The organism is Nocardia veterana NBRC 100344, assembly GCF_000308855.1.
GTDB classification, from domain to species: domain Bacteria; phylum Actinomycetota; class Actinomycetes; order Mycobacteriales; family Mycobacteriaceae; genus Nocardia; species Nocardia veterana.
Window position 1 is genome coordinate 1 of the sequence record NZ_BAGM01000026.1, and the last position, 20,239, is coordinate 20,239.

The window sequence follows — 20,239 nt, forward strand, 5'->3', positions numbered from 1 at the left end:
GCCCAGCCCGCCGCGGGGCCGCGCCAGGACGACCCGAGCCGGCACGCCTGGCGCGGTTCGGAGGCCGGATCGGCCCCGAATCCGCAGTACCAGCAGCCGCCGCGCCGGACCGAACCGCCGGCGAATCCGCCCGACGGCCGCCATGCCGCCCACGACAGCGGCCCCCGCTCGGCACCCCAGCCGCGGGTGCCCGGTGAGCCGTCGGGGGATCTGGGAAGCAGGTTCACCCGCCCCCCGGAACCGCCGGCCGATGAGCAGCGCACCACCGTGATGGGACGACGACCGGATGCCGATCCGGCCGCCGGCCGATCCGGTGGGCCATCGGCCGGCGCGGATGCCGAATCCGACGAGCACGGGCACAAGGGCAAACTCTGGAGCAAGGTCAAGGACAACCTGTTCGGCGCGCCCACCATCGCGGGCGCGGTCGCGTTGGCCGCGGTCGGTATCTGCGCCGACGGCAACGCCGACCTCCCTCGCGTCGCCGCGGATCCGGTCGTGAACAGTGCGATGCAGCCGGCCGGGACCGGTCCCGCCCGCTCGGTCGAGGCCGCCGACCCGGCCGCCTTCGACGCCGCATCCGTGGGGACCTTCGCCGGAGCGGACGGATTCGGGGCCTGGCCCGCGGTGGAGCAGGCCGCGCAGGTGCCCGACGCCACGCCGGAATGTTCCATGACCATGAATGCCGGCGGGGCGCCGAGCCCGAACGTCCAATCGGTCGCCGAGCGCGGCTGCGCCCATCTGGCGATCGACAACCTGCGCTATGTCGTCCCGACCGTCCCGGGTATCACCGACGCCGGACCACCGATGCACATCTGAGCTGACCGGGGCGGTTTCGGCCGGACCGGCCGGTGCTGGTATCGTCCTCCTTCGGCGTGCGGTACGTCGCAGACTCGTCCGTGCCGTCCCACGAGCCCCGGGTCTCCACCGGCCGCCGGGATCACTCGACCACACGTCTGGCTGGCAGAACATCGACGACAGACAGGGAAGCACTGTGCCTACGTACAGCCCGAAGGCGGGTGACGTGACCCGGCAGTGGTACGTCATCGACGCCACTGACGTAGTGCTCGGCCGCCTTGCCGTGCAGGCAGCGAATCTGCTGCGTGGCAAGAACAAGCCGACCTACGCACCGAATGTCGATGGTGGCGACTTCGTCATCATCATCAATGCCGACAAGGTTGCCGTCTCCGGCAACAAGCGCGAGGACAAGCTCCTCTACACCCACTCCGGGCACCCCGGTGGCCTGAAGTCCCGGTCTGTCGGACAGTTGCTCGACACCCGGCCGGAGCGCGTCGTGGAGCGTGCCGTCAAGGGCATGATCCCGAAGAACAAGCTGGGCAACCAGATCGCGCGCAAGCTGAAGGTCTACGGCGGCCCGTCGCACCCGCACGCGGCCCAGCAGCCCATTCCGTTCGAGATCAAGCAGGTGGCCCAGTGACCGCTCCCGAGGAATTCAACGAGGAATACGTCGAGGACGCCGCCGCGGAGGTCGTCGACGAAGGTGCCGGCTACGAGGCCGAATACACCGAGTCCTACGCTGCCGCTCCGGTCGTGATCGACCGCCCGGTGCAGACCGTCGGCCGCCGCAAGGAGGCCGTGGTCCGGGTGCGCCTGGTTCCCGGCACCGGTCAGTTCGTGCTGAACGGGCGCACCATCGAGGACTACTTCCCGAACAAGGTGCACCAGCAGCTGGTGAAGTCCCCGCTGGTGACCGTCGAGCGCACCGAGACCTTCGACGTGCACGCCCGCCTGGTCGGCGGCGGCCCGTCGGGTCAGGCCGGCGCCCTGCGCCTGGCCATCGCCCGCGCGCTGATCGAGGTCACCCCCGAGGATCGCCCCGCGCTGAAGCGGGCCGGCTTCCTGACTCGTGACCCGCGTGCCACCGAGCGCAAGAAGTACGGCCTCAAGAAGGCCCGCAAGGCTCCGCAGTACTCGAAGCGCTGATCTTGCAGCGCGCGGCCGCTCCATCCGGCACCCCGGTGTCCGGGTGGATGCGGCCGACGCGACATCGTACGAGAGCAGGCGCCCACCCCGGGCGCCTGCTCTCGTGCTGTATCCATCGACGGTAGCGGCCGGGACGGGCAGCCGGCGTTCCCACGCCAGGGTCCCGCGCACACCGCAATTCAACCCGAGGGGCGAGATAGATGGGGCGTTTGTTCGGTACCGACGGAGTTCGCGGCCTGGCCAACGAATCGCTGAGTCCGGAACTGGCACTGCAGATTTCGGCCGCCGCGGCTCAGGTCCTGGGCCGGGGTGGGCCGCGCGCGGTGGCGGTGGTCGGTCGCGATCCGCGGGCCAGCGGCGAGATGTTGGAGGCCGCGGTGACCGCGGGCCTGACCGCCGCCGGGATGAGCGTGTTGTCGGTCGGGGTGTTGCCGACCCCGGCGGTGGCCTATCTGACCGCGGCCTACGATGCCTGCCTCGGAGTGATGATCTCCGCCTCGCACAATGCGATGCCGGACAACGGGATCAAGATCTTCGCCGCCGGCGGCCACAAACTCGACGACTCGATCGAGGACAAGATCGAGGAACTGGTCCGCGCCAAGACCTTCGTGCGGCCCACCGGGGCCGGGATCGGCCGGGTGCTCAGTCTTTCCGGCGCCGACGGCCGGGTCGACGACCACTACAGCCTGGCCGGGACTCACGAGCGCTACGTCGAGCACCTCGTGGAGGCGACCGGTCGCGATCTGTCCGGCATCACGGTGGTGGTGGATTGTGCGCACGGCGCCGCCTCCGATGTGGGCCCGGCCGCCTATCGGGAAGCCGGCGCCCGCGTGGTCGCGATCAACGCCGAGCCGAACGGGCTCAACATCAACGATCGATGCGGCTCCACTCACTTGGAACAGATTCAGCGCGCCGTTCTGGAACACGGTGCCGACCTGGGCCTGGCACACGACGGTGACGCCGATCGCTGCCTGGCGGTCGACGCCTCCGGTGCGGTGGTCGACGGGGACGCGATCATGGCCGTGCTGGCGCTGGCGATGCACGAATCCGGTGAGCTGGCGCAGGACACCCTGGTGGCGACCGTGATGAGCAATCTGGGTTTGCACATCGCGTTGCGGGACGCCGGAATCACCGTGCGTACCACCGCGGTCGGTGACCGCTATGTGCTCGAGGAATTGCGGCGCGGCGGCTACAGCCTGGGTGGTGAACAGTCCGGACATCTGGTCTTCCCGCGTTACGGCACGACCGGCGACGGGGTGCTGACCGGACTGAAACTCATGGCGCGCATGGTCGAAACCGGCCGCAGCCTGGCCGAACTCGCGAGTGTGATGACAACGGTGCCGCAGGTGCTGGTGAACGTCCCGGTGGCCGACAAGGCGGCCGTGGCCGCTGCCCCCGCGGTTCGCGACGCGGTTGCCGAAGCGGAACGAGTGCTCGGCGACAACGGCCGGGTGCTGTTGCGCCCGAGCGGCACCGAGCAGTTGATCCGCGTCATGGTGGAGGCCACCGACGCGTATCGCGCCAAACAACTGGCCGACGATCTGGCCAAGTGCGTCGCCGCGGTGTGAGTGCGATCCGGTCCGGGCCCGCATGCCACGCGGGGTGCGGGTTCCCCGAAGGGGTGCGGCTGTCGTATCGATGTCGAGGGGACACAGCGGCTGCCGGGCGGCCGCAGCTGATTCGAGACTCAGATGATATCCGCTGGTAGATAGCGATTTCCGGCGTTCCGGCCAGGGTCGGTCGATATTTCGCGAACGCGCTCGGGGCGCCGGTGCTCCCGCGATCGGGACGCGACTGTCGGCTCCGGGAAGTATGGTGGGACGCACATCATGATGCGACAGCGAAGCTTGATTTCCGTGAGGGGGAACAGTGGACCCGCTGAAGCTTGATAGCACTCCGCCGCTCGACAACTCCGCGAGTCCGACATCGTCGTCGCCCGCGCCGGCGGCAGCGAATACCGTGATGCGGGTCGACCCCGCCGCGATGGCGTCCTACACCGCCATCGCGAATGCCGTGTCCCAGCAACTCGCTTCGGCCGCGGCGGTGGCCGCGGGGGCGGTCGATCCGCAGCGGCTGACCGCCGATCTGGGCCTGGTGGGCGCCGATTTCGCGGCCAAATTCGCCGCCGCGGTGTCCGAACACGCGCAGGCGTTGTCCACGGCGGGCAAGCTGGTCTCCGCCTACGGCCACACCCTCACCACCTATACCGCGGGGGTGCAGGGCGCCGACGAGGATTCGGCCGGTGCGATCGCCCGGACGGAGCAGCGGCCGTGAGGCGGCCGTCGGCCTTGCGGCGCCGGCCGGCCGCGTCGCGCAGCGATACCACCACGCCCACAACGACTTCCGATCCGAACGTGGATCCGCCGATCGTCGCGACCCTGGTACAGCCGTTGCTGGCTTTGCGTGCCTCGCTGGGGTCGGGGGTCGCGACGCCCGACGCGACCATCACCGGCGCGCTGTCGCATGCGTCCACCCAGGCCGCCGATACCGAGGGCCCGCACCGGGACGGCGTCCACGCCCTGGAATCGACCTGGACGGGTCCCGGGTCGGATGCGGCCGTTCCGGCATTGCGCACCACCCAGACCCAGATCGGTGATATCTCCGACCGCGGTCCCGCCTACCTGGGGGTGCTGGCCGACGCCCATGCCACCAGTGCACGGGCGGCCGGGCGCGTGGACCGGATCATCGCCGACTTCCGTCGCGATGCCCGCACCATTCTGGGAAACGCGACGGCGGCGCCGGATACCGATGCCGTCATCAACCGGGCGACACAGGCACTGCGCGAGGCGATCTCCACGGTCACGTCCGCGCGGACCGAAATGGACGACCACTCGCGTCGCCTGGACGAGATGGGCCCGCTCACCGTTACCACCCCGGCCGGGCTGACGTCGTCGCAGTCGTGGGGCGATACGCCGTCCTCGGTGCTGCCGAGCGCGTACGCCGGGCCTCCCGGCCAATACGCCACGGCGCCAGGGCAATCGGGTGCCGCACCCGGGCAGCCGATCGATCCGGCGCAGCTCGCTCAGCTGCAGCTGCAGCAGCTGCTCGTCCAGGCCGGTGTCGAGATCGGCACGTCGGCGATCAATGCCGGAGTGGATATCGGCACCCACCTGATCGACAAGATCGCCGAGGTCGGCACCCACACCATCGATACCGTGGCCTCGTCGGTCGATCAGGCCATTCCGCAGTTGATCCATCCGGACAACGCCACCGGCGACAAAACCGATCCGGCCGGAACTTCCGGAAATTCATCGGGCAAGCTGTTCGATTTCGGACCCGGAATCGGGCAGTCGGCGCCGGGGAAGACCGGCCCGGGATCGATCATCCCGGATGCGGGCGCACATGCCGCGGACAAGAGTCAGGCGGACAAGGCTCCGGCCGACAAGCCCGATCCGGTACCACCGCCGCCGTCATCGATCATCCCGCCCGCTGCGGACGGCCCGGCGCCGATGCCGAAACCACCCGCACCGGCACCCGCCCCCGCGCCGGAGCCGGCGCATCCGGGCGGGGTGGCCGGCGGAATGGCCTTGCCGCCGCCTGCCAGTGGCGGTCAGGAGCACAAACCTCGTGACGGTCAGCTGGGTGTCACCGTGCCGGCCGCCGAGACCACGGTGCCCGCCGCTGTGATCGGCGACTTCGGCGATGACACGGTCTGATCCGGATCCGCAGCAGGACAACCCCTTCGACCTCGGTCTTCCGATGGTCCGCACCCCCGTCGGTAAACAGGGCCGGCAACGGCGGCCGGGCCGACGGGGGCCACGCCGTCCGGCTGCGGCTACCCCTCGCGGTACCGGGTCGGCCGGGCCGCCACGCCCAGTCCCCGGCTCACCGGTGTATCCCTCGGGCGACTGGGAGCAGTGGCTCGAGCCGGCCGAACGGTCGGAGCCGGAAGCGCCCGCGGAGCCGGAACCACGCCGGATCCCGATCGGCGGTCCGCTGACCGATCCGGATCTGATCGACAAATCGACGCTGGTGCCGAAGATCGTCGATCGTTCGGGCGGAAATCCGGGTCCCGCCCTGCGCCGTCCGCGGACGGGCCGGCCGCGGCGGGACAACCGCCGCGGTGAGAAGTTACTCGCCGCACTGACTTTGATCGGTGTCGGAATCGTGGTCGTCTCGGTGGTACTGACCGTCATCCACACCGGGAAACGCTCGCAGCCGGCACCGTCGAAACCGCCGATGGTCGCGGCTGTTCCGGCGCCCGGCACCACCACCCGCGCCGCGCCGACCACGTCGTCGGCGCCGTCCGCGTCGATCGCCACCGACGGGTGCGAGCAGAAACGCACGGCCGAGGTGGTGTCCGGAACCGACCCGGGTGGAACGGGATCCGGCCCCGATGCGATCCTCGCCTTCGAACGGGCGTACTACGTGCAGCGCTCCGGATACGCGGCGCGGGCCGTCGTCGCCGATGATTCCTCGGTACCGCCCGCCGATCAGATCCAGCGTGGAATCAATCAGGTGCCGGTGGGTACCCGCTACTGCGTCCAGATCACCCGCACCGGTGACGAGGGGCAGTGGGAGGTTCGCCTCACCCAGCAGAAGCCGGATGAGCAACCCCACGCGTTCACCCAACTCATCAGTACTCGAAGCGAATCGGGCCGCACCCTGATCACGGCGATCGCCGCGGGCTGATCGCCGGACGACCCGCCGTCGCGTGGGCCCGGTCAGAACCGGGCGTGCACGAACCCCGTGAACGGGACGAGAAATCCACCGATCTCGCCCACGATCAAGGCGTACATGGACAGCCGAAGCGCGAGCGGGATCGGCCCGCGAAACTGATTCGTGGTGTCACGGCGCAGTCCGTGCAGGCAGTAGGAGGCGATCGCACCGGCGAAGAACGCGAGAACGACCAGCGCCGCAACAAGATTCACCGCGGTCGGCCAGTCCGACAACTCCACGAAGACCGCCAACAGCAGGGCCGCGAAGCTGTACATCAGCGCCGCACGATGGGCGATGTCGACGTAGGGATGGGCGTGACCTTCCGGAGATGTCCGCATTCCGTGGTACTTCCACACACCCAGCAGCAGCGCCCAGACGAAGATCAGCCCGGCGATCAGCAAGGTGGTCCGGGTGTCCACCCCGAGCTCCATGTGTTCCATCGAATCTCCCCTGCCGATCGTCAGCGATCTTCGGTCAGCCGCCCGGCGGTCAGCTGCCAGCGCCGGGTCGCCCGGACGGTGTCGAGCATGCGGCGGTCGTGAGTGACCAGCAGGAGCGTGCCGTCGAACGATTCGACGGCCTGTTCCAGCTGTTCGATCGCGGGCAGGTCGAGGTGGTTGGTCGGTTCGTCGAGCACGAGCAGATTGACCCCGCGGGCCTGGAGCAGCGCCAGCGCGGCCCGGGTGCGTTCACCGGGCGAGAGGGTGTCGTTGGGGCGCAACACATGGGCACCGCGCAACCCGAATTTCGCCAGCAGCGTCCGTACCTCGGCGTCCGGCCAGTCCGGCACCTGCGCACCGAAAGTGGCGGCGAGCGAGTCGGTCCCGCGAAACAGTCCGCGCACCTGATCGACCTCGCCGATCGCGACCCCGGAACCGAGTGATGCGCTGCCCTCGTCCGGGGCGACCTTGCCCAGCAACAGGGCGAGCAGGGTGGACTTACCGGAGCCGTTCGGCCCGGTGAGCACGATCCGGTCACCCCATTCGACCTGCGCGGTGACCGGGCCCAGCACGAAGTCGCCACGGGTGAGGAGGGCATCGGACAGCGTCGCGACCACCGTTCCGCTGCGCGGCGCCGTCGCGATCGACATCCGCAGCTCCCACTCCTTGCGCGGTTCCTCCACCACCTCGAGCCGTTCGATACGACGCTGCGTCTGCCGCACCTTGGCGGCTTGTTTCTCGGTCGATTCGGCACGCATCTTGCGTCCGGCCTTGTCGGAGTCGACCTTTCGCGGATCCCGTGCCTTGCGGCGCGCGTTGCGCACGCCGTGCTCGAGCCAATTGCGCTGCATGACCTGCCGCGCTTCCAGTCCCGCCTTGGTCTCGGCGTACTCCTCGTACGCCTCGCGCGCGTGCCGCCGGGCGATCTCACGCTCGGCCAGATACGCGTCGTAACCGCCGTCGTAGCTGCCGACCTGCTGTTGCGCCAGATCGAGTTCGACGATGCGATTGACGGTGCGTGCCAAGAATTCCCGATCGTGGCTGATGACCATCAGCGGTGTCCGCACACCGGTGACGAACTGCTCGAGCCGAGCCAGCCCGTCCAGGTCGAGATCGTTGGTCGGCTCGTCCAGAAGCAGAATGTCGAAGCGCGACAGCAATACCGAGGCCAGCCCGGCACGCGCGGCCTGTCCACCCGACAACACGACCATGGGGGTGTCGAGGCCCTGCGGCAAACTTTCGGCCAGCCCGAGGTCGGCGGCGACCTCATCGGCGCGAGTTTCCAGATCGGCGCCGCCGAGAGCCAGCCAGCGCTCGAGTGCGGCCGAATAGTCGTCCGCGGCGGTGTCGTCCGTCGCCGCCGCCAACCGTTCGGCGGCGGCGTCCATTCGGCGTTGTGCCGCGGCGACTCCGGTGCGCCGCGCGAGGAATTGCGCCACCGTTTCCCCTGGGCGGCGCTCGGGTTCCTGCGCCAGGTAGCCGATCGTCGCATCCGGTGGGCTCAGGGTGATCCGTCCGGTCTGCGGGGTGCGTTCGGCCAACATCCGCAGCAGCGTCGACTTACCGGCGCCGTTGACACCGACCAGGCCGATCACGTCACCGGGCGCCAACACCAGATCCAGGTCCTGGAACAGCATCCGGTCCCCGTGCCCCGCCGACAGTCCGTGCGCGTGCAGAGTGGTACTCACTCGGACGAGTCTGCCCGGTCCGCCGCTCGCACCCTGAGACCGGGCCGGTGAAAATCAGGGTGCGGATGGGTCTGTCGCCCGATGCGCCCGCGGCTGCTCGACCGGCACAGTGGAATCACCGCGAACCACCGTGACCAAGGAGAGCGACATGACCGCCCCCACCCGCCGGCTGACCCGATCGACCACCGACAAGTGGATCGGTGGTGTCTGCGGCGGACTCGCCCGTTATTTCGGCTGGAACGCCACCATCGTCCGGTTGCTGTTCGTCGCGTCCTGCCTGTTGCCCGGCCCGCAGTTCATCATCTATCTGGTGCTGTGGGTGGTGATCCCGAAGCAGTAGCGGACCTGGTTATCCACAGGCAATCCTGTCGGTGCGCCCCGGCTCGGGTGAGTTGTCCACAACATGCCGGATACGGGGTGCATCGCACGGCGTCCGGATGCCAGGATGGAACAAATCCCGCACGTCCTCGAGGAGCACACACATGATCCATTCGGGCGATCTGCCGGGCCTGGACCTGCCGGCAGTCGACGCGCACTCCGACCTCGGCGGGATCGGCGCCGTGGAACTGAACCACCCGTCCCAGGATCTCGACGCCGACGGCATCCTGGACACCGAAACCTTCCACAGCGACCACTCGATGGAGGTGTGGTCGGACATGGATCACGACGGCTACGCCGATCACGTGAGCATCGTCGACGACGGCGGCGACTACTCCGCGTGGGAATTCCACCATTACCCGGACGGGCGATCCGAGTGGGTTCAGGTGGACAAGGGCAAGATGGGGAAGTGACGGCCGCAGGGCCGTTACTTGCGCAGCGCGCGCGCCACCTGCATCACCTGGAGAGGCGAAAGATGTTCGGGCTCCGGCTCTTCCGTCGCCGTGGGGTCGACGACGGCGGTATGCGGGATCTCGGCATCCGGATCGGCGAAGGCTTTGTACTTCTTGTCGCCGAGTAGTTGGTAGCTCAGATAGCCGACCAGGAGGGCCCGCGTGATGCGCTCGGTCTTGGGCTCGTACTTCGCGGCCCCGAGGGCGGCCAGCGCGCGACGGCCTTCGACGATCCCGTTGTGGGTCGCCTTGTCGACGGTCCGCAGCGATACCGGGCCCGCCCAGGCGGCGGCCAGCGGGACGGCGTTGCAGTTGCCGGTCGAGACGTCGACGCCGCCGGCGACGATCAGGGCGGGGATGTCGATCTCGCGCGCCAGTGCCTCGGAGGTGGGGGCGGTCGGCGCGGGGTAGAGGGCGGCGAGGGCGGCGACCTTGCGCTGTGAGGCGGCGATGACCGCGGCGCCGGCGCCCATTCCGTGCCCGGCGAGTGCGAGTTTGTCCGGATGCACGCTGATCGCGCCGCTGCCCAGGCGTACTCCGGCACAGATGTCGAGTGTGGTGAGCAGGTCGGTCGCCAGATTCAGATGTGACGGCAGCGGCCCGCGTTCGGTGTCGGGTGCGGCGGCGACGAAACCCCAGGAAGCGAGGTGTTCGAGTAGTTTGCGGTAGTTGCCGGCGCCGGCGAGCCAGCCGTGACCGAAGGCGACGGCGGGCAGGTTGTGCCCCTCCTCGGGTGTGTACACGACGCCGGGCTGACCGGCGATGCCGAGATTTCCGCGCATGACCCGGTGCGGACCTGGGCTGGTCAGAATGCTCAGAAGCGATTTCACAGACACCGACACGAGGGTGAACTCTACCGATGGACGCCCGGATTGCCGCACCGTTGGGACGCGGTCGGCGCGGACCAGCCGGGACCTGGGTTGATAGCAGTCCGATTCGCGTGTCCACGCGGCCCAAGTAGGCTGGGACACCATGTGCGGAATCGTTGGCTACGTCGGGTACCGGGACGCGCTCGGCGTCGTCGTGGACGCACTGCGCCGCATGGAGTACCGGGGCTACGACTCCGCGGGCGTGGCGATCCTGGACGGCGCGGGCACCATCGCGGTGGAACGCAAGGCCGGGCGGCTGGCGAATCTGGAGGCCGAACTGGCCGAGGCCGGGCCGGCCGCCTTCGCGGGGACCACGGGGATGGGCCATACCCGCTGGGCCACGCACGGCGCGCCGACCGACCGCAATGCGCACCCGCACCGCGACGACACCGGCCGGGTCGCCGTCGTGCACAACGGCATCATCGAGAACTTCGCCCCGCTCCGCCGGGAACTCGAGGAGTCCGGGGTCGAACTGCGCAGCGACACCGACACCGAGGTCGCGGTCCATCTGGTGGCCCGCGCTTACGCCGCCGGCCCCACCGCCGGTGATTTCGTCGGCAGCGCGCTGGCCGTGCTACGCCGCCTCGAGGGGGCGTTCACGCTGGTGTTCACTCATGCCGATCACCCCGGCACGATCGTGGCCGCGCGCCGGTCCACGCCGCTGGTGGTGGGCGTGGGCAAGGGGGAGATGTTCATCGCCTCCGATGTGACGGCGTTCATCGAACACACCCGCGAAGCGGTCGAATTGGGGCAGGACCAGGCCGTGGTGATCACCGCGGACAGTTATGCCGTGACCGATTTCGACGGCAATGCCGAGGGTGTGCGCACCCGGCCGTTCACGATCGACTGGGATCTGGCCGCGGCGGAGAAGGGCGGCCACGACTACTTCATGCTGAAGGAGATCGAGGAACAGCCCGCCGGTGTCGCCGAAACGCTGATGGGCCATTTCGACAACGGCCGCATCGTGCTCGACGAGCAGCGTCTCGCGGACCAGGAGCTGCGCGAATTCGACAAGGTGTTCGTGGTCGCGTGTGGCAGTTCCTATCACGCCGGACTGCTGGCGAAGTACGCGATCGAGCATTGGACGCGAGTGCCGGTCGAGGTGGAGTTGGCCAGCGAATTCCGTTACCGGGACCCGGTTCTGGATCGCTCCACCCTGGTGGTGGCGATCTCCCAGTCCGGCGAGACCGCCGACACGCTGGAGGCGGTGCGCCACGCCAAGGAACAGAAGGCCCGGGTGCTGGCGATCTGCAACACCAACGGCGCGCAGATTCCGCGGGAATCCGATGCCGTGGTCTACACCCGGACCGGCCCGGAGATCGGGGTTGCCTCGACGAAGGCGTTCCTCGCTCAGATCACCGCGAATTACCTTGTGGGCCTTGCCCTCGCGCAGGCGCGCGGCACCAAGTACCCCGACGAGGTGGCTCGCGAATTCGGCGAGTTGGAGGCGATGCCGAAGCTGGTGGAGCGAGTGCTCGAGACCGCGCCGCAGGTGCGGGAGATCGCACGCCGATTCGCCCATCAGTCGACGGTGCTGTTCCTGGGCCGTCACGTCGGCTACCCGGTGGCCCTCGAGGGGGCGCTGAAGCTCAAGGAACTCGCCTACATGCATGCCGAGGGCTTCGCCGCGGGTGAGCTCAAGCACGGTCCGATCGCGCTGATCGAGGAGGGCCTGCCGGTGATCGTGGTCATGCCCTCCCCGAAGGGGCGCGCGGTGCTGCATTCGAAGTTGCTCAGCAATATTCGCGAGATTCAGGCGCGCGGCGCGCGCACCATCGTGATCGCGGAGGAGGGTGACGATACGGTCCGGCCGTTCGCCGACCACCTCATCGAGATTCCGGCCGCGCCCACCCTCTTCCAGCCGTTGCTGTCGACCGTTCCGCTGCAGATCTTCGCTGCGGAGGTGGCGCAGACTCGTGGCTACGACATCGACAAGCCGCGCAACCTCGCGAAGTCGGTGACGGTCGAGTAACGGCTCAATCGCCTACCGCCACCAGCTCTTCGGAGCCGGCGGGAGTGGCGGCTGTGCGGCGTTCCAACGCCCCCGACCAGACTGCCAGGCCGAGCGCACTCGCGGCCAGGATCACCCCGACCCAACTCGGGGCGGTGTAACCGAAACCCGCGGCGATGACCGCACCACCCAGCCATGCGGCCAGGGCATTGCCGAGGTTGAAGGCCCCGATATTCAATGCCGAGGCCAAGGTCGGTGCGGCCGCGGCCTGATCGAGCACTCGCTTCTGCAGCGGTGGCACGGTGGCGAAGCCCAGCGCGCCGATCAGCACGACGGTGACGGCGGCGGCGATCTTGTTGTGTGCGGTGACGGTGAACAGCGCCAGCACCACGGCCAGCGCCGCGAGCGTGACGTACAGCATCGGAAGCAGGTGACGATCGGCGTACCGGCCGCCGAGCAGATTGCCGATCAGGAAGCCCAGGCCGAACAGCACCATGATCCAGGTGACCGAGGTCTCGGCGAATCCGGTGACGTCGGTCATCATCGGGGCGAGGTAGGTGATGGCGGCGAAGACCCCACCGAAGCCGAGGACCGTCATCGCCATCGCCAGCAGCACCTGCGGATTGCGCAGTACCGCCAGTTCCCTGGTGAATCGGGCATCGCGCGGCGCGGGCTGATCGGGGACCAGGGCGAACACCCCGGCGAAGGCGAGGGCGCCGACCGCGGCCACCAGGGCGAAGGCCAGCCGCCAGCCGAAATGCTGGCCGAGCAGGGTGCTCAGCGGAACGCCGACCACGGTGGCGACGGTGAGCCCGGTGAACATCATGGCGATGGCCCCGGCTCGGCGATCCGGTGCCACGAGCGATCCGGCGACCACCGCGCCGATGCCGAAGAAGGCGCCGTGGGCCAGTGAGGCCACGAAGCGTCCGGTCAGCATCAGGCCGAAAGTCGGTGCGGCGGCGGAGAGTACGTTGCCGGCGATCAGGAGCAGCAGGCTGATCAGCAGCATGCGTTTGCGGGATACCCGGGTTCCGAGCCCCGTCATGACCGGGGCGCCGACGAGGACACCGAGCGCGTAGCCGGTCACCAGCCAGCCGGCGGTCGGGATCGAGACCGCGTAACTGTCCGCGACCCCGGGCAGCAGACCGACCACGATGAATTCGGTGGTGCCGATCGCGAAGGCGCCGAGAGTGAGGGCGAGAAGTGCGAGTGGCATGGACGAGCCTTCCCCACGGAGTTGTTCAGGATTACAAGCGTCGACAATAATTGCAGACGCGTGTTAATTGCAAGCGCCTGCTATTGCGGAAGCGCGTTACCCTGGTAACAGTGACTAACGAGGAGGCCACATGACGGCGGACGCGGCGCTGACCGGGTTGGCGGACGGCTGGTACGCGCTCTCAGTGCTGCACGATCGGATCGAGGCGCGGATCGAACGCGCTCTGCAAGCCGGTCACGACCTCAGCGTGCGTGAGTATTCGCTGCTCACCGTCCTCAGCCGGCAACACGACGGGCCCGGCGGGCATCTGCGGATGAATCAGGTGGCCGAGTCGGTGGCGCTCAGCCAGAGCGCGACGACGCGGCTGGTGACCAGGCTCGAGGACCGCGGATTGCTCCAGCGTTACCTGTGCCCGGACGACCGCCGCGGCATCTATACCGACGTCACGCCCGAAGGACTCGCGCTGCTCGAGCGGGCCCGCCCCACCAACGACGGCGCGCTGGCCGAGGCGCTCGGCGAGGCGGCGGCCGATCCGGAACTCGCGCCGCTGGTGACCGCGGTGGAAGCGCTGAACCGCCGGGACGCACGGGTATAGGGCGGGCCCGGCTACCGCACGGTGACGGTGCCGCGCATCTCCGGATGCAGCGGGCACAGATAACGGTAGGTTCCGGGAACGGTGAAGGTATGACTCCACTCACCGTCGGTGAGAATCGGGCTGTTGATCCCCATCGCCGAATCGCCGATGCCCTGCACCGCATGCGGCACCTTGTCGGAGAACTTCCAGGTGACGGTGCCGCCGGCGGTGATGGTGACGGCATCGGGGGAAAACTTCATCTTGTCGACGTGCACGGTCACCGAGGTCTGTGGCGCGGCCGACAGGGACGCTGTGGTGGTACCCGACGGCGTGGCCGCAGTTGTCGATGTGGATGTCGTTGTGCCCGAACCACATCCCGCGATCAGGGCCGCGGCCGCCAGTGCTGCGGCGGTCGTTACGAGGCGCGACACTCGGCTGCGGACGACGCTGTTCGGCATGACACGAGCCTAGTCTCGGCGGGTTGCGCCCGGTTCACCGCGCTCGACTCGCCGGTGCTCGAACCGTCGCGGCGAGCGCCGATGCGCTGCGGCCGAATCGGCCGCGCGCGGGCGTAATCTGCTGGGGTTGCGATCCGTGCCCGACCGGATGAGGAGGCGAACGATGGCACCGCCACCGCGGGGATACTTCACCGTCGACGAGGTGCGCGCGGCCGAGGCCGAGCTGTTCGAGCGGGTCGCGGCCGGAGTGCCGATGCGCCGCGCCGCTCACGGATTGGCGAATGTGGTGGCCGCCGAACTCCGGGAGCGATCCGGTGGCGTCGCCGGGCGCGCGGTGACCCTGCTCGTCGGGTCCGGGGACAACGGCGGTGACGCGCTCTGGGCGGGCGCCGAGCTGCGCCGCCGCGGGGCGGCGGTGACGGCGCTGCTGCTGTCGCCGGAGCGTGCGCATGCCGCCGGACTCGCCGCGTTGCGCCGGGCGGGCGGTCGGATCCGGGACGCGCGCGCGGGTTCGGTGGCCGATCTGCTCGGCGCCCCGGATCTGGTGATCGACGGCATCGTCGGGATTTCGGGGCGCGGTTCACTGCGGCCCCGCGCCGCCGAACTGGTGGCGGCGGTGCGGGCCCCGATCGTCGCCGCCGATCTGCCCAGTGGGGTCGATCCGAACACCGGGGCGGTCGACGGTCCGGCGGTGTGGGCCGACGTGACGGTCACCTTCGGCGCGTACAAGCCGGTGCACGCGCTGGCCGCCCCCCGGTGTGGCCGCATCCGCCTGATCCCCATCGGTCTGCGCCTGCCCGAACCGAATCTGGTTGCGTTGGAACCGGTTGCGATCGGCGCGGGCTGGCCGGTACCGGGCCCGCACGACGACAAGTACACCCAGGGCGTGACCGGGATCTGTGCCGGCAGTGCGACCTACCCGGGCGCGGCGGTGCTGTGCACCGGCGCCGCGGTCGCCGCCACCTCCGGGATGGTGCGGTACGCGGGGACCGCGGCCGCGCAGGTGCTGGCGCGGTTTCCGGAAGTGATTGCCGCCGAGAGCGTTTCCGACACCGGACGGGTGCAGGCATGGGTGTTCGGGCCCGGCGCGGGCACTGACGACGCGGCGCGGGAAACGCTGGCGCAGCTGCTGGCGACCGATCTCCCGGTGGTGGTCGACGCCGACGGTTTGACGTTGCTGGCCGGTGCGCCGGAGCTCGTGACCGGGCGCGCCGCGCCCACCGTATTGACCCCGCACGCAGGCGAATTCGCGCGCCTCACCGGCCGAGAGCTCGGCGCCGACCGGGTCGCCGCGGTCCGTGCGCTCGCCGACGGCTGGCAGGTCACCGTCCTGCTGAAGGGGCGATCGACACTGGTCGCGACGCCCGGGCAGCCGACCCTGGTGAACGAGGCGGGCGGTTCCTGGGCGGCCACCGCGGGCGCGGGCGACGTGCTCGCCGGCGTGATCGGCGCATTGCTGGCGGCGGGGCGGGAGCCGGCCTGGTCGGCCGCCGCAGCCGCTCGCGTCCACGCCCTCGCCGCCAACCTCGCCGCACATGCGAACGGTGCTGCGGGCGCGCCGATTTCGGCGACACCCCTGCTGCGGCAGTTGCCCGGCGCGATCGCCACCCTGCGCGAGCTGGCCGAGCACGCGTGACGGCCGGCGATTCCGACCGGCCCGCCCGGCTCCCGCGTGGCGGTCAGTCGCCCTGTGCCGCTGCCGAAACCCGCTCCCACTCCCGCCAGGTCGCCAGCCGCGATTCGTAGTCCGCGGTCGCGATCTGCAGGGGCGCGGTGCCGAGGAACAGACGCAGCGGCGGCTGGTCGGCGTCGACGACGGTCAGGATCGCGGTCCGGGTGGCGGTCGGTTCGCCCGCCCGGTACCCCGCGCGGGTGCGGTTGCGTTCCTGCCGGACCTGCTGGTAGGCGGGGTTCTCGGCGCTGTGCACCGCGGACGGTCCGGCCCAGTCGGTGCTGAACCCGCCCGGCTCGATCAGGGTGACGTGGATTCCGAAGCCGGCGACCTCCTGGGCCAGCGACTGCGAGAATCCCTCCAGCGCCCATTTCGACGCGTGATAGGCGCCCAGATTCGGGAAGGCGCTGATACCGCCGATACTCGACACCTGCAGGATGTGACCGCTGCCCTGTTCTCGCAGGATCGGCAGCGCCGCCTGGGTGACCCACAGGGCCCCGAAGACATTGGTTTCGAACTGGGCGCGGACCTCGTCCTCGGTCAGTTCCTCGATCATGCCGAAATGCCCGTAGCCCGCGTTGTTGACGACCACGTCGAGCCGTCCGAAATGCCGGGCGGCCTGCGCCACGGTCGCGAAATCCGCCGCGCGGTCGGTGACATCCAGTTGCAGCGGCAGGAAGGTGTCGGGGTACGCGGCGGCCAGATCGGTGAGCGTTTCCGGCTTGCGCGCGGTCCCGGCGACCCGGTCGCCCCGTTCGAGTGCGGCCGCTGCCCATTCGCGGCCGAATCCGCGAGAAACACCGGTGATGAACCAAACCTTGCTCATGTCACCCTCTGTTCGACGGTTGCTGATGCGGGCGTCGTAGCCCGTGCCGTCGACGCTAGCCAGCTGGAGTGCACTCCAAGCAAGGGGCGATTTCGCCCGGCCCGCCCCGGCGCGCGGGCACGCTGCGGTAGCGGGTTCGCCGCGTGGCAGGATCGGTAGCCGTGAGTAGTGCTGAGCCGCAGGTGGAGACCGTCGTCGATCTGGATGCCATCGCACACAACGTGCGGGTGTTGCGGTCGCACGCGGGCGATGCCGCGGTGATGGTGGTGGTCAAGGCCGACGCCTACAACCACGGCGCGGTGCAGGTCGCCCGGGCGGCACTGGCCGCGGGCGCGGCCGAACTGGGCGTCACCACCATTGCCGAGGCGCTGCAGTTGCGTGCCGCCGGCATCACCGCGCCGATTCTGAGCTGGCTCAACACCTCCGATGCCGACTACGCCGCCGCTATCGCCGCAGATATCGAGATCGGCGTCTCCTCGGTCGCGCATCTGCGCGCGGTCGAGCGGGCCGCCCGCGTGAGCGGGGCGACCGCCACCGTGACCTTGAAGATCGACACCGGACTCAACCGCAACGGCGTCTCCTCGGCCGAATATCCGCAGGTGCTCGGTCTGCTGGAACAGCTGGTCGGCGAGGGCGTGGTGCGATTTCGCGCGATGTTCTCGCATCTGGCGCATGCCGATCAGCCGAACCATCCGGTCATCGACGTGCAGCGCGATCGGTTCGTCGAAGCCATCGCCACCGCCAAGGACTACGGGCTGCAACCCGAGCTGGTCCATCTGGCGAATTCCGCGGCCACGCTGACCCGGCCCGACCTGGCCTTCGACATGGTCCGGCCGGGGATCGCGGTCTACGGCCTCAATCCGGTGCCCGAGAGCCGGGATTTCGATCTCCGCCCGGCCATGACCTTCCGCGCCCGCGTCGCCCTGGTCAAACGCGTGGCGAAAGGTGAGGGCGTGTCCTACGGCCACGAGTGGATCGCCCCGCACGACACCACCGTGGCACTGATCCCCGCGGGTTATGCCGACGGTGTGCCGCGCGGGCTCGGCGGCCGGATCGCGCTGCGGATCGGCGATGCGGACTATCCGAACATCGGCCGGGTCTGCATGGACCAGCTGGTGGTCGATCTGGGGGAGAACCCGCGAGGGGTGCGGGAAGGCGATCGGGCGGTGCTGTTCGGTGGCGCACCCGGCGAACCGCATGCGCAACAGTGGGCCGATCTGATGAACACCATCCATTACGAGATCGTCTGTTCCCCGCGTGGCCGGGTCGTGCGAGGCTATACCGGACGGACAGGGGTGGTGTGATGGAATCTGTACGGCCACAGGGGTTTCGATCGCGGCTATTCCGCGGCGGGGTCGCCTCGGCGAGTGTGTTGGCGACGTTGGCGGGCGCTCAGGCGTTGCGCCGGGTCGGCGCCGGTGTGGCCTGGCCCGCGCGGGGCGACGATCTGCGCGACGAGGACTTCACCCTGCTGGATCGCGATCCGGCCCGCCGGGTGACGGCCGAGGACGGCGTGCCGCTCGCTGCGCGTGTGGTCGGCCCCGACAATGCCGCCGCCACGGTGATTTTCGTGCACGGCTTCTGCAACAGCATGTACTCGTTCCATTTCCAGCGCCGGGATCTGGCCGCGCTGTGGGGGCCCCGGGTCCGGATGGTCTTCTTCGATCTGCGCGGCCACGGCAGTTCCGGGGTGCCGAGCAGCGCGAGCTGCACCGTCCCGCAACTGGGCCGCGACCTGGTCCGGGTGATCGAGGACTGCGCGCCCACCGGCCCGTTGGTGCTGGTCGGGCATTCCATGGGCGGGATGGCGGTGCTGGCCGCCGCGGCGCAGTTCCCCGAACTGTTCGAGCACCGGGTGGTGGCCTCCGCGCTGCTGTCGACTACCGCCGCCGGCGTGACCCGCGCGGGTGCCGCGCAACTGTTGCGCAGTCCGGCCATCGACGGCTTCCGCATGCTGGTGCACACCTCCCCGGCCCTGATCCAGGCGGGCCGGGTCACCGCCCGCCAGGTGATCACGCCGGTGCTGCACGTCAGTTCGTTCCACGGCGATGTGAGCCCGACGCTGTCGCGATTCACCACCTCGATGATCGACCGCACGCCGGTCGAGACCATCGTGAAATTCCTGAAAGCGCTGGAAGTGCACGACGAATCGGCGGCGCTGCCGGTTCTCGCTCCGCGGCCGGCGCTGGTCGTCGGCGGCGGGCACGACCTGATCATTCCGTTCCGCAATTCGCGGGAGCTGGCCGCCCGCCTGCCCGACGCCGATCTGGTACGGGTCACCGACGCCGCGCACATGGTGCACCTGCACTACCCCGACCTGCTGAATGCGGCGCTGGACCGATTGCTGCTGCGGGCCGGGGTATTCGGGGCCGCGTCGCTCGACCACGGTCCGGCGAGCCGGGAGGTATCGCATGGCTGACCCGCGTGACGGCGCCGATCTGCCGGCCGACCGGCGGGAACTGCCTACGGTCGCCGATACCGAGGCGCTGGGCCGGGAGTTGGCGGCGGAGCTGCGCGCCGGTGATCTCGTGGTGCTCGACGGTCCCCTGGGCGCCGGAAAGACCGCGCTCACCCGGGGGATTGCGGCGGGCCTGGGGGTGGAGGGGCGGGTCAGCTCGCCCACTTTCATCATCGCTCGCCAGCATCGGGCGGGGGCGCGGCCGGGGTCGATCCCTCTCGTCCACGTCGACGCCTATCGCCTGGGCGGCGACCTCGACCAGCTCGATGCCCTCGATCTCGACACCGATCTGCACGAATCGGTCGTGGTCGTGGAATGGGGACTGGGAGTCGTCGAACATCTCGCCGATCGGCATCTACGGGTCCGGTTGGATCGGGAGCCGGACTCGGAGACGAGGACGGCGACCTGGGAGTGGGTCGGGCCCTACCGGACGCTGTGATGCTCGCCACCGCGACGGTATCGGCGGCCGCGCGGGCGAATGCGCGGCAGTGCCGGACCTGGACCGGGGATCGCCGGTCGAATCGATACCGGTCGCCGTGTCCCCATGGCAGTTGTTGCGGCACTTGATCGTTGGCGGAGCCGGTGTGCGGTCCCGGCCGGGTCCCGCCGATCCGGCACTACGCGAGGTTAGCCGCAGGGTTGCGACATGCGGTTACG

Annotated in this window: 20 protein-coding genes and 1 pseudogene; 15 read left to right on the forward strand and 6 right to left on the reverse strand. The window is 69.6% G+C overall.

The window, feature by feature from the left end:
* The 7 genes and pseudogenes from ON37_RS04460 to ON37_RS30765 form a co-directional block, all read left to right on the forward strand.
* Positions 1 to 816, forward strand: a pseudogene (locus tag ON37_RS04460) (hypothetical protein); the annotation flags it as partial.
* A 175-nt stretch (positions 817 to 991) separates the two neighbouring features.
* Complete coding sequence (gene rplM, locus ON37_RS04465) at positions 992 to 1,435, forward strand: 50S ribosomal protein L13 (protein ID WP_040716968.1); 444 nt, start codon at positions 992 to 994, stop codon at positions 1,433 to 1,435.
* Positions 1,432 to 1,941 (forward strand): 30S ribosomal protein S9, encoded by a 510-nt coding sequence (gene rpsI / locus ON37_RS04470; protein WP_040716969.1) that lies wholly within the window; start codon positions 1,432 to 1,434, stop codon positions 1,939 to 1,941. Before rplM ends, rpsI begins: the two co-directional genes overlap by 4 nt.
* Positions 1,942 to 2,141: 200 nt before the next feature.
* Entirely contained in the window at positions 2,142 to 3,509 is a 1,368-nt protein-coding gene (gene glmM / locus ON37_RS04475) for a phosphoglucosamine mutase (protein ID WP_040716971.1), read from the forward strand.
* 394 nt (positions 3,510 to 3,903) lie between these two features.
* Positions 3,904 to 4,215, forward strand: a complete 312-nt coding sequence (locus ON37_RS04480; RefSeq protein ID WP_040716973.1) for a hypothetical protein — start codon at positions 3,904 to 3,906, stop codon at positions 4,213 to 4,215.
* Positions 4,212 to 5,597 carry a hypothetical protein gene (locus ON37_RS04485; RefSeq protein WP_040716976.1) on the forward strand — a complete coding sequence of 462 codons (1,386 nt, stop codon included), beginning with the start codon at positions 4,212 to 4,214 and terminating at the stop codon, positions 5,595 to 5,597. Before ON37_RS04480 ends, ON37_RS04485 begins: the two co-directional genes overlap by 4 nt.
* A 175-nt stretch (positions 5,598 to 5,772) precedes the next feature.
* Positions 5,773 to 6,573, forward strand: coding sequence for a DUF8176 domain-containing protein (locus ON37_RS30765; protein ID WP_051031200.1), 801 nt, complete (start codon positions 5,773 to 5,775; stop codon positions 6,571 to 6,573).
* A gap of 32 nt (positions 6,574 to 6,605) precedes the next feature.
* On the opposite strand, the gene ON37_RS04495 is transcribed toward ON37_RS30765, so the two are convergent.
* Positions 6,606 to 7,031: a hypothetical protein gene (locus ON37_RS04495; protein ID WP_040717010.1), complete on the reverse strand. Its 426-nt coding sequence runs from the start codon at positions 7,029 to 7,031 to the stop codon at positions 6,606 to 6,608.
* A gap of 29 nt (positions 7,032 to 7,060) precedes the next feature.
* Positions 7,061 to 8,728, reverse strand: a complete 1,668-nt coding sequence (locus ON37_RS04500; protein ID WP_040716978.1) for an ABC-F family ATP-binding cassette domain-containing protein — start codon at positions 8,726 to 8,728, stop codon at positions 7,061 to 7,063.
* 148 nt (positions 8,729 to 8,876) lie between these two features.
* Between ON37_RS04500 and ON37_RS04505 the strand changes: the two genes are divergently transcribed.
* Both ON37_RS04505 and ON37_RS04510 read left to right on the forward strand, forming a co-directional pair.
* On the forward strand, positions 8,877 to 9,068 hold the full coding sequence (locus tag ON37_RS04505; protein ID WP_040717011.1) for a PspC domain-containing protein: 192 nt from the start codon (positions 8,877 to 8,879) through the stop codon (positions 9,066 to 9,068).
* A 142-nt stretch (positions 9,069 to 9,210) separates the two neighbouring features.
* Positions 9,211 to 9,519: a DUF6802 family protein gene (locus ON37_RS04510; RefSeq protein WP_040716980.1), complete on the forward strand. Its 309-nt coding sequence runs from the start codon at positions 9,211 to 9,213 to the stop codon at positions 9,517 to 9,519.
* Positions 9,520 to 9,533: 14 nt separating this feature from the next.
* Here the strand turns inward: ON37_RS04510 and ON37_RS04515 are convergent, their stop codons facing one another.
* A complete protein-coding gene (locus ON37_RS04515; RefSeq protein ID WP_040716982.1) occupies positions 9,534 to 10,400 on the reverse strand; it encodes a poly(ethylene terephthalate) hydrolase family protein in 867 nt (288 codons plus the stop codon).
* Positions 10,401 to 10,530: 130 nt separating this feature from the next.
* Between ON37_RS04515 and glmS the strand changes: the two genes are divergently transcribed.
* A complete protein-coding gene (glmS, locus tag ON37_RS04520) occupies positions 10,531 to 12,399 on the forward strand; it encodes a glutamine--fructose-6-phosphate transaminase (isomerizing) (protein ID WP_040716984.1) in 1,869 nt (622 codons plus the stop codon).
* Between the two features lie 4 nt (positions 12,400 to 12,403).
* Here glmS and ON37_RS04525 read toward each other — a convergent pair whose 3' ends face one another.
* Positions 12,404 to 13,594: an MFS transporter gene (locus ON37_RS04525; protein ID WP_040716986.1), complete on the reverse strand. Its 1,191-nt coding sequence runs from the start codon at positions 13,592 to 13,594 to the stop codon at positions 12,404 to 12,406.
* Positions 13,595 to 13,724: 130 nt separating this feature from the next.
* Between ON37_RS04525 and ON37_RS04530 the strand changes: the two genes are divergently transcribed.
* Positions 13,725 to 14,189, forward strand: a complete 465-nt coding sequence (locus ON37_RS04530) for a MarR family winged helix-turn-helix transcriptional regulator (RefSeq protein WP_040716988.1) — start codon at positions 13,725 to 13,727, stop codon at positions 14,187 to 14,189.
* Positions 14,190 to 14,200: 11 nt separating this feature from the next.
* Here the strand turns inward: ON37_RS04530 and ON37_RS04535 are convergent, their stop codons facing one another.
* Positions 14,201 to 14,626 carry a plastocyanin/azurin family copper-binding protein gene (locus tag ON37_RS04535; RefSeq protein ID WP_040716990.1) on the reverse strand — a complete coding sequence of 142 codons (426 nt, stop codon included), beginning with the start codon at positions 14,624 to 14,626 and terminating at the stop codon, positions 14,201 to 14,203.
* Between the two features lie 163 nt (positions 14,627 to 14,789).
* Here ON37_RS04535 and ON37_RS04540 point away from each other — a divergent pair, with 163 nt between their 5' ends.
* Positions 14,790 to 16,262 carry an NAD(P)H-hydrate dehydratase gene (locus ON37_RS04540; protein WP_040716993.1) on the forward strand — a complete coding sequence of 491 codons (1,473 nt, stop codon included), beginning with the start codon at positions 14,790 to 14,792 and terminating at the stop codon, positions 16,260 to 16,262.
* 43 nt (positions 16,263 to 16,305) lie between these two features.
* Here ON37_RS04540 and ON37_RS04545 read toward each other — a convergent pair whose 3' ends face one another.
* Positions 16,306 to 17,124, reverse strand: a complete 819-nt coding sequence (locus ON37_RS04545) for an SDR family oxidoreductase (protein ID WP_040716995.1) — start codon at positions 17,122 to 17,124, stop codon at positions 16,306 to 16,308.
* A gap of 161 nt (positions 17,125 to 17,285) precedes the next feature.
* On the opposite strand from ON37_RS04545, the gene alr reads away from it, so the two are divergent.
* The 3 genes from alr to tsaE are packed head-to-tail and all read left to right on the forward strand — an operon-like array spanning position 17,286 to position 20,021.
* A complete protein-coding gene (alr, locus tag ON37_RS04550; protein WP_245553037.1) occupies positions 17,286 to 18,428 on the forward strand; it encodes an alanine racemase in 1,143 nt (380 codons plus the stop codon).
* Positions 18,428 to 19,543 carry an alpha/beta fold hydrolase gene (locus tag ON37_RS04555; RefSeq protein ID WP_040717000.1) on the forward strand — a complete coding sequence of 372 codons (1,116 nt, stop codon included), beginning with the start codon at positions 18,428 to 18,430 and terminating at the stop codon, positions 19,541 to 19,543. The genes alr and ON37_RS04555 overlap by 1 nt, the downstream gene beginning before the upstream one ends.
* Positions 19,536 to 20,021 carry a tRNA (adenosine(37)-N6)-threonylcarbamoyltransferase complex ATPase subunit type 1 TsaE gene (tsaE, locus tag ON37_RS04560; protein ID WP_051031202.1) on the forward strand — a complete coding sequence of 162 codons (486 nt, stop codon included), beginning with the start codon at positions 19,536 to 19,538 and terminating at the stop codon, positions 20,019 to 20,021. The genes ON37_RS04555 and tsaE overlap by 8 nt, the downstream gene beginning before the upstream one ends.
* Positions 20,022 to 20,239 lie beyond the last annotated feature (218 nt).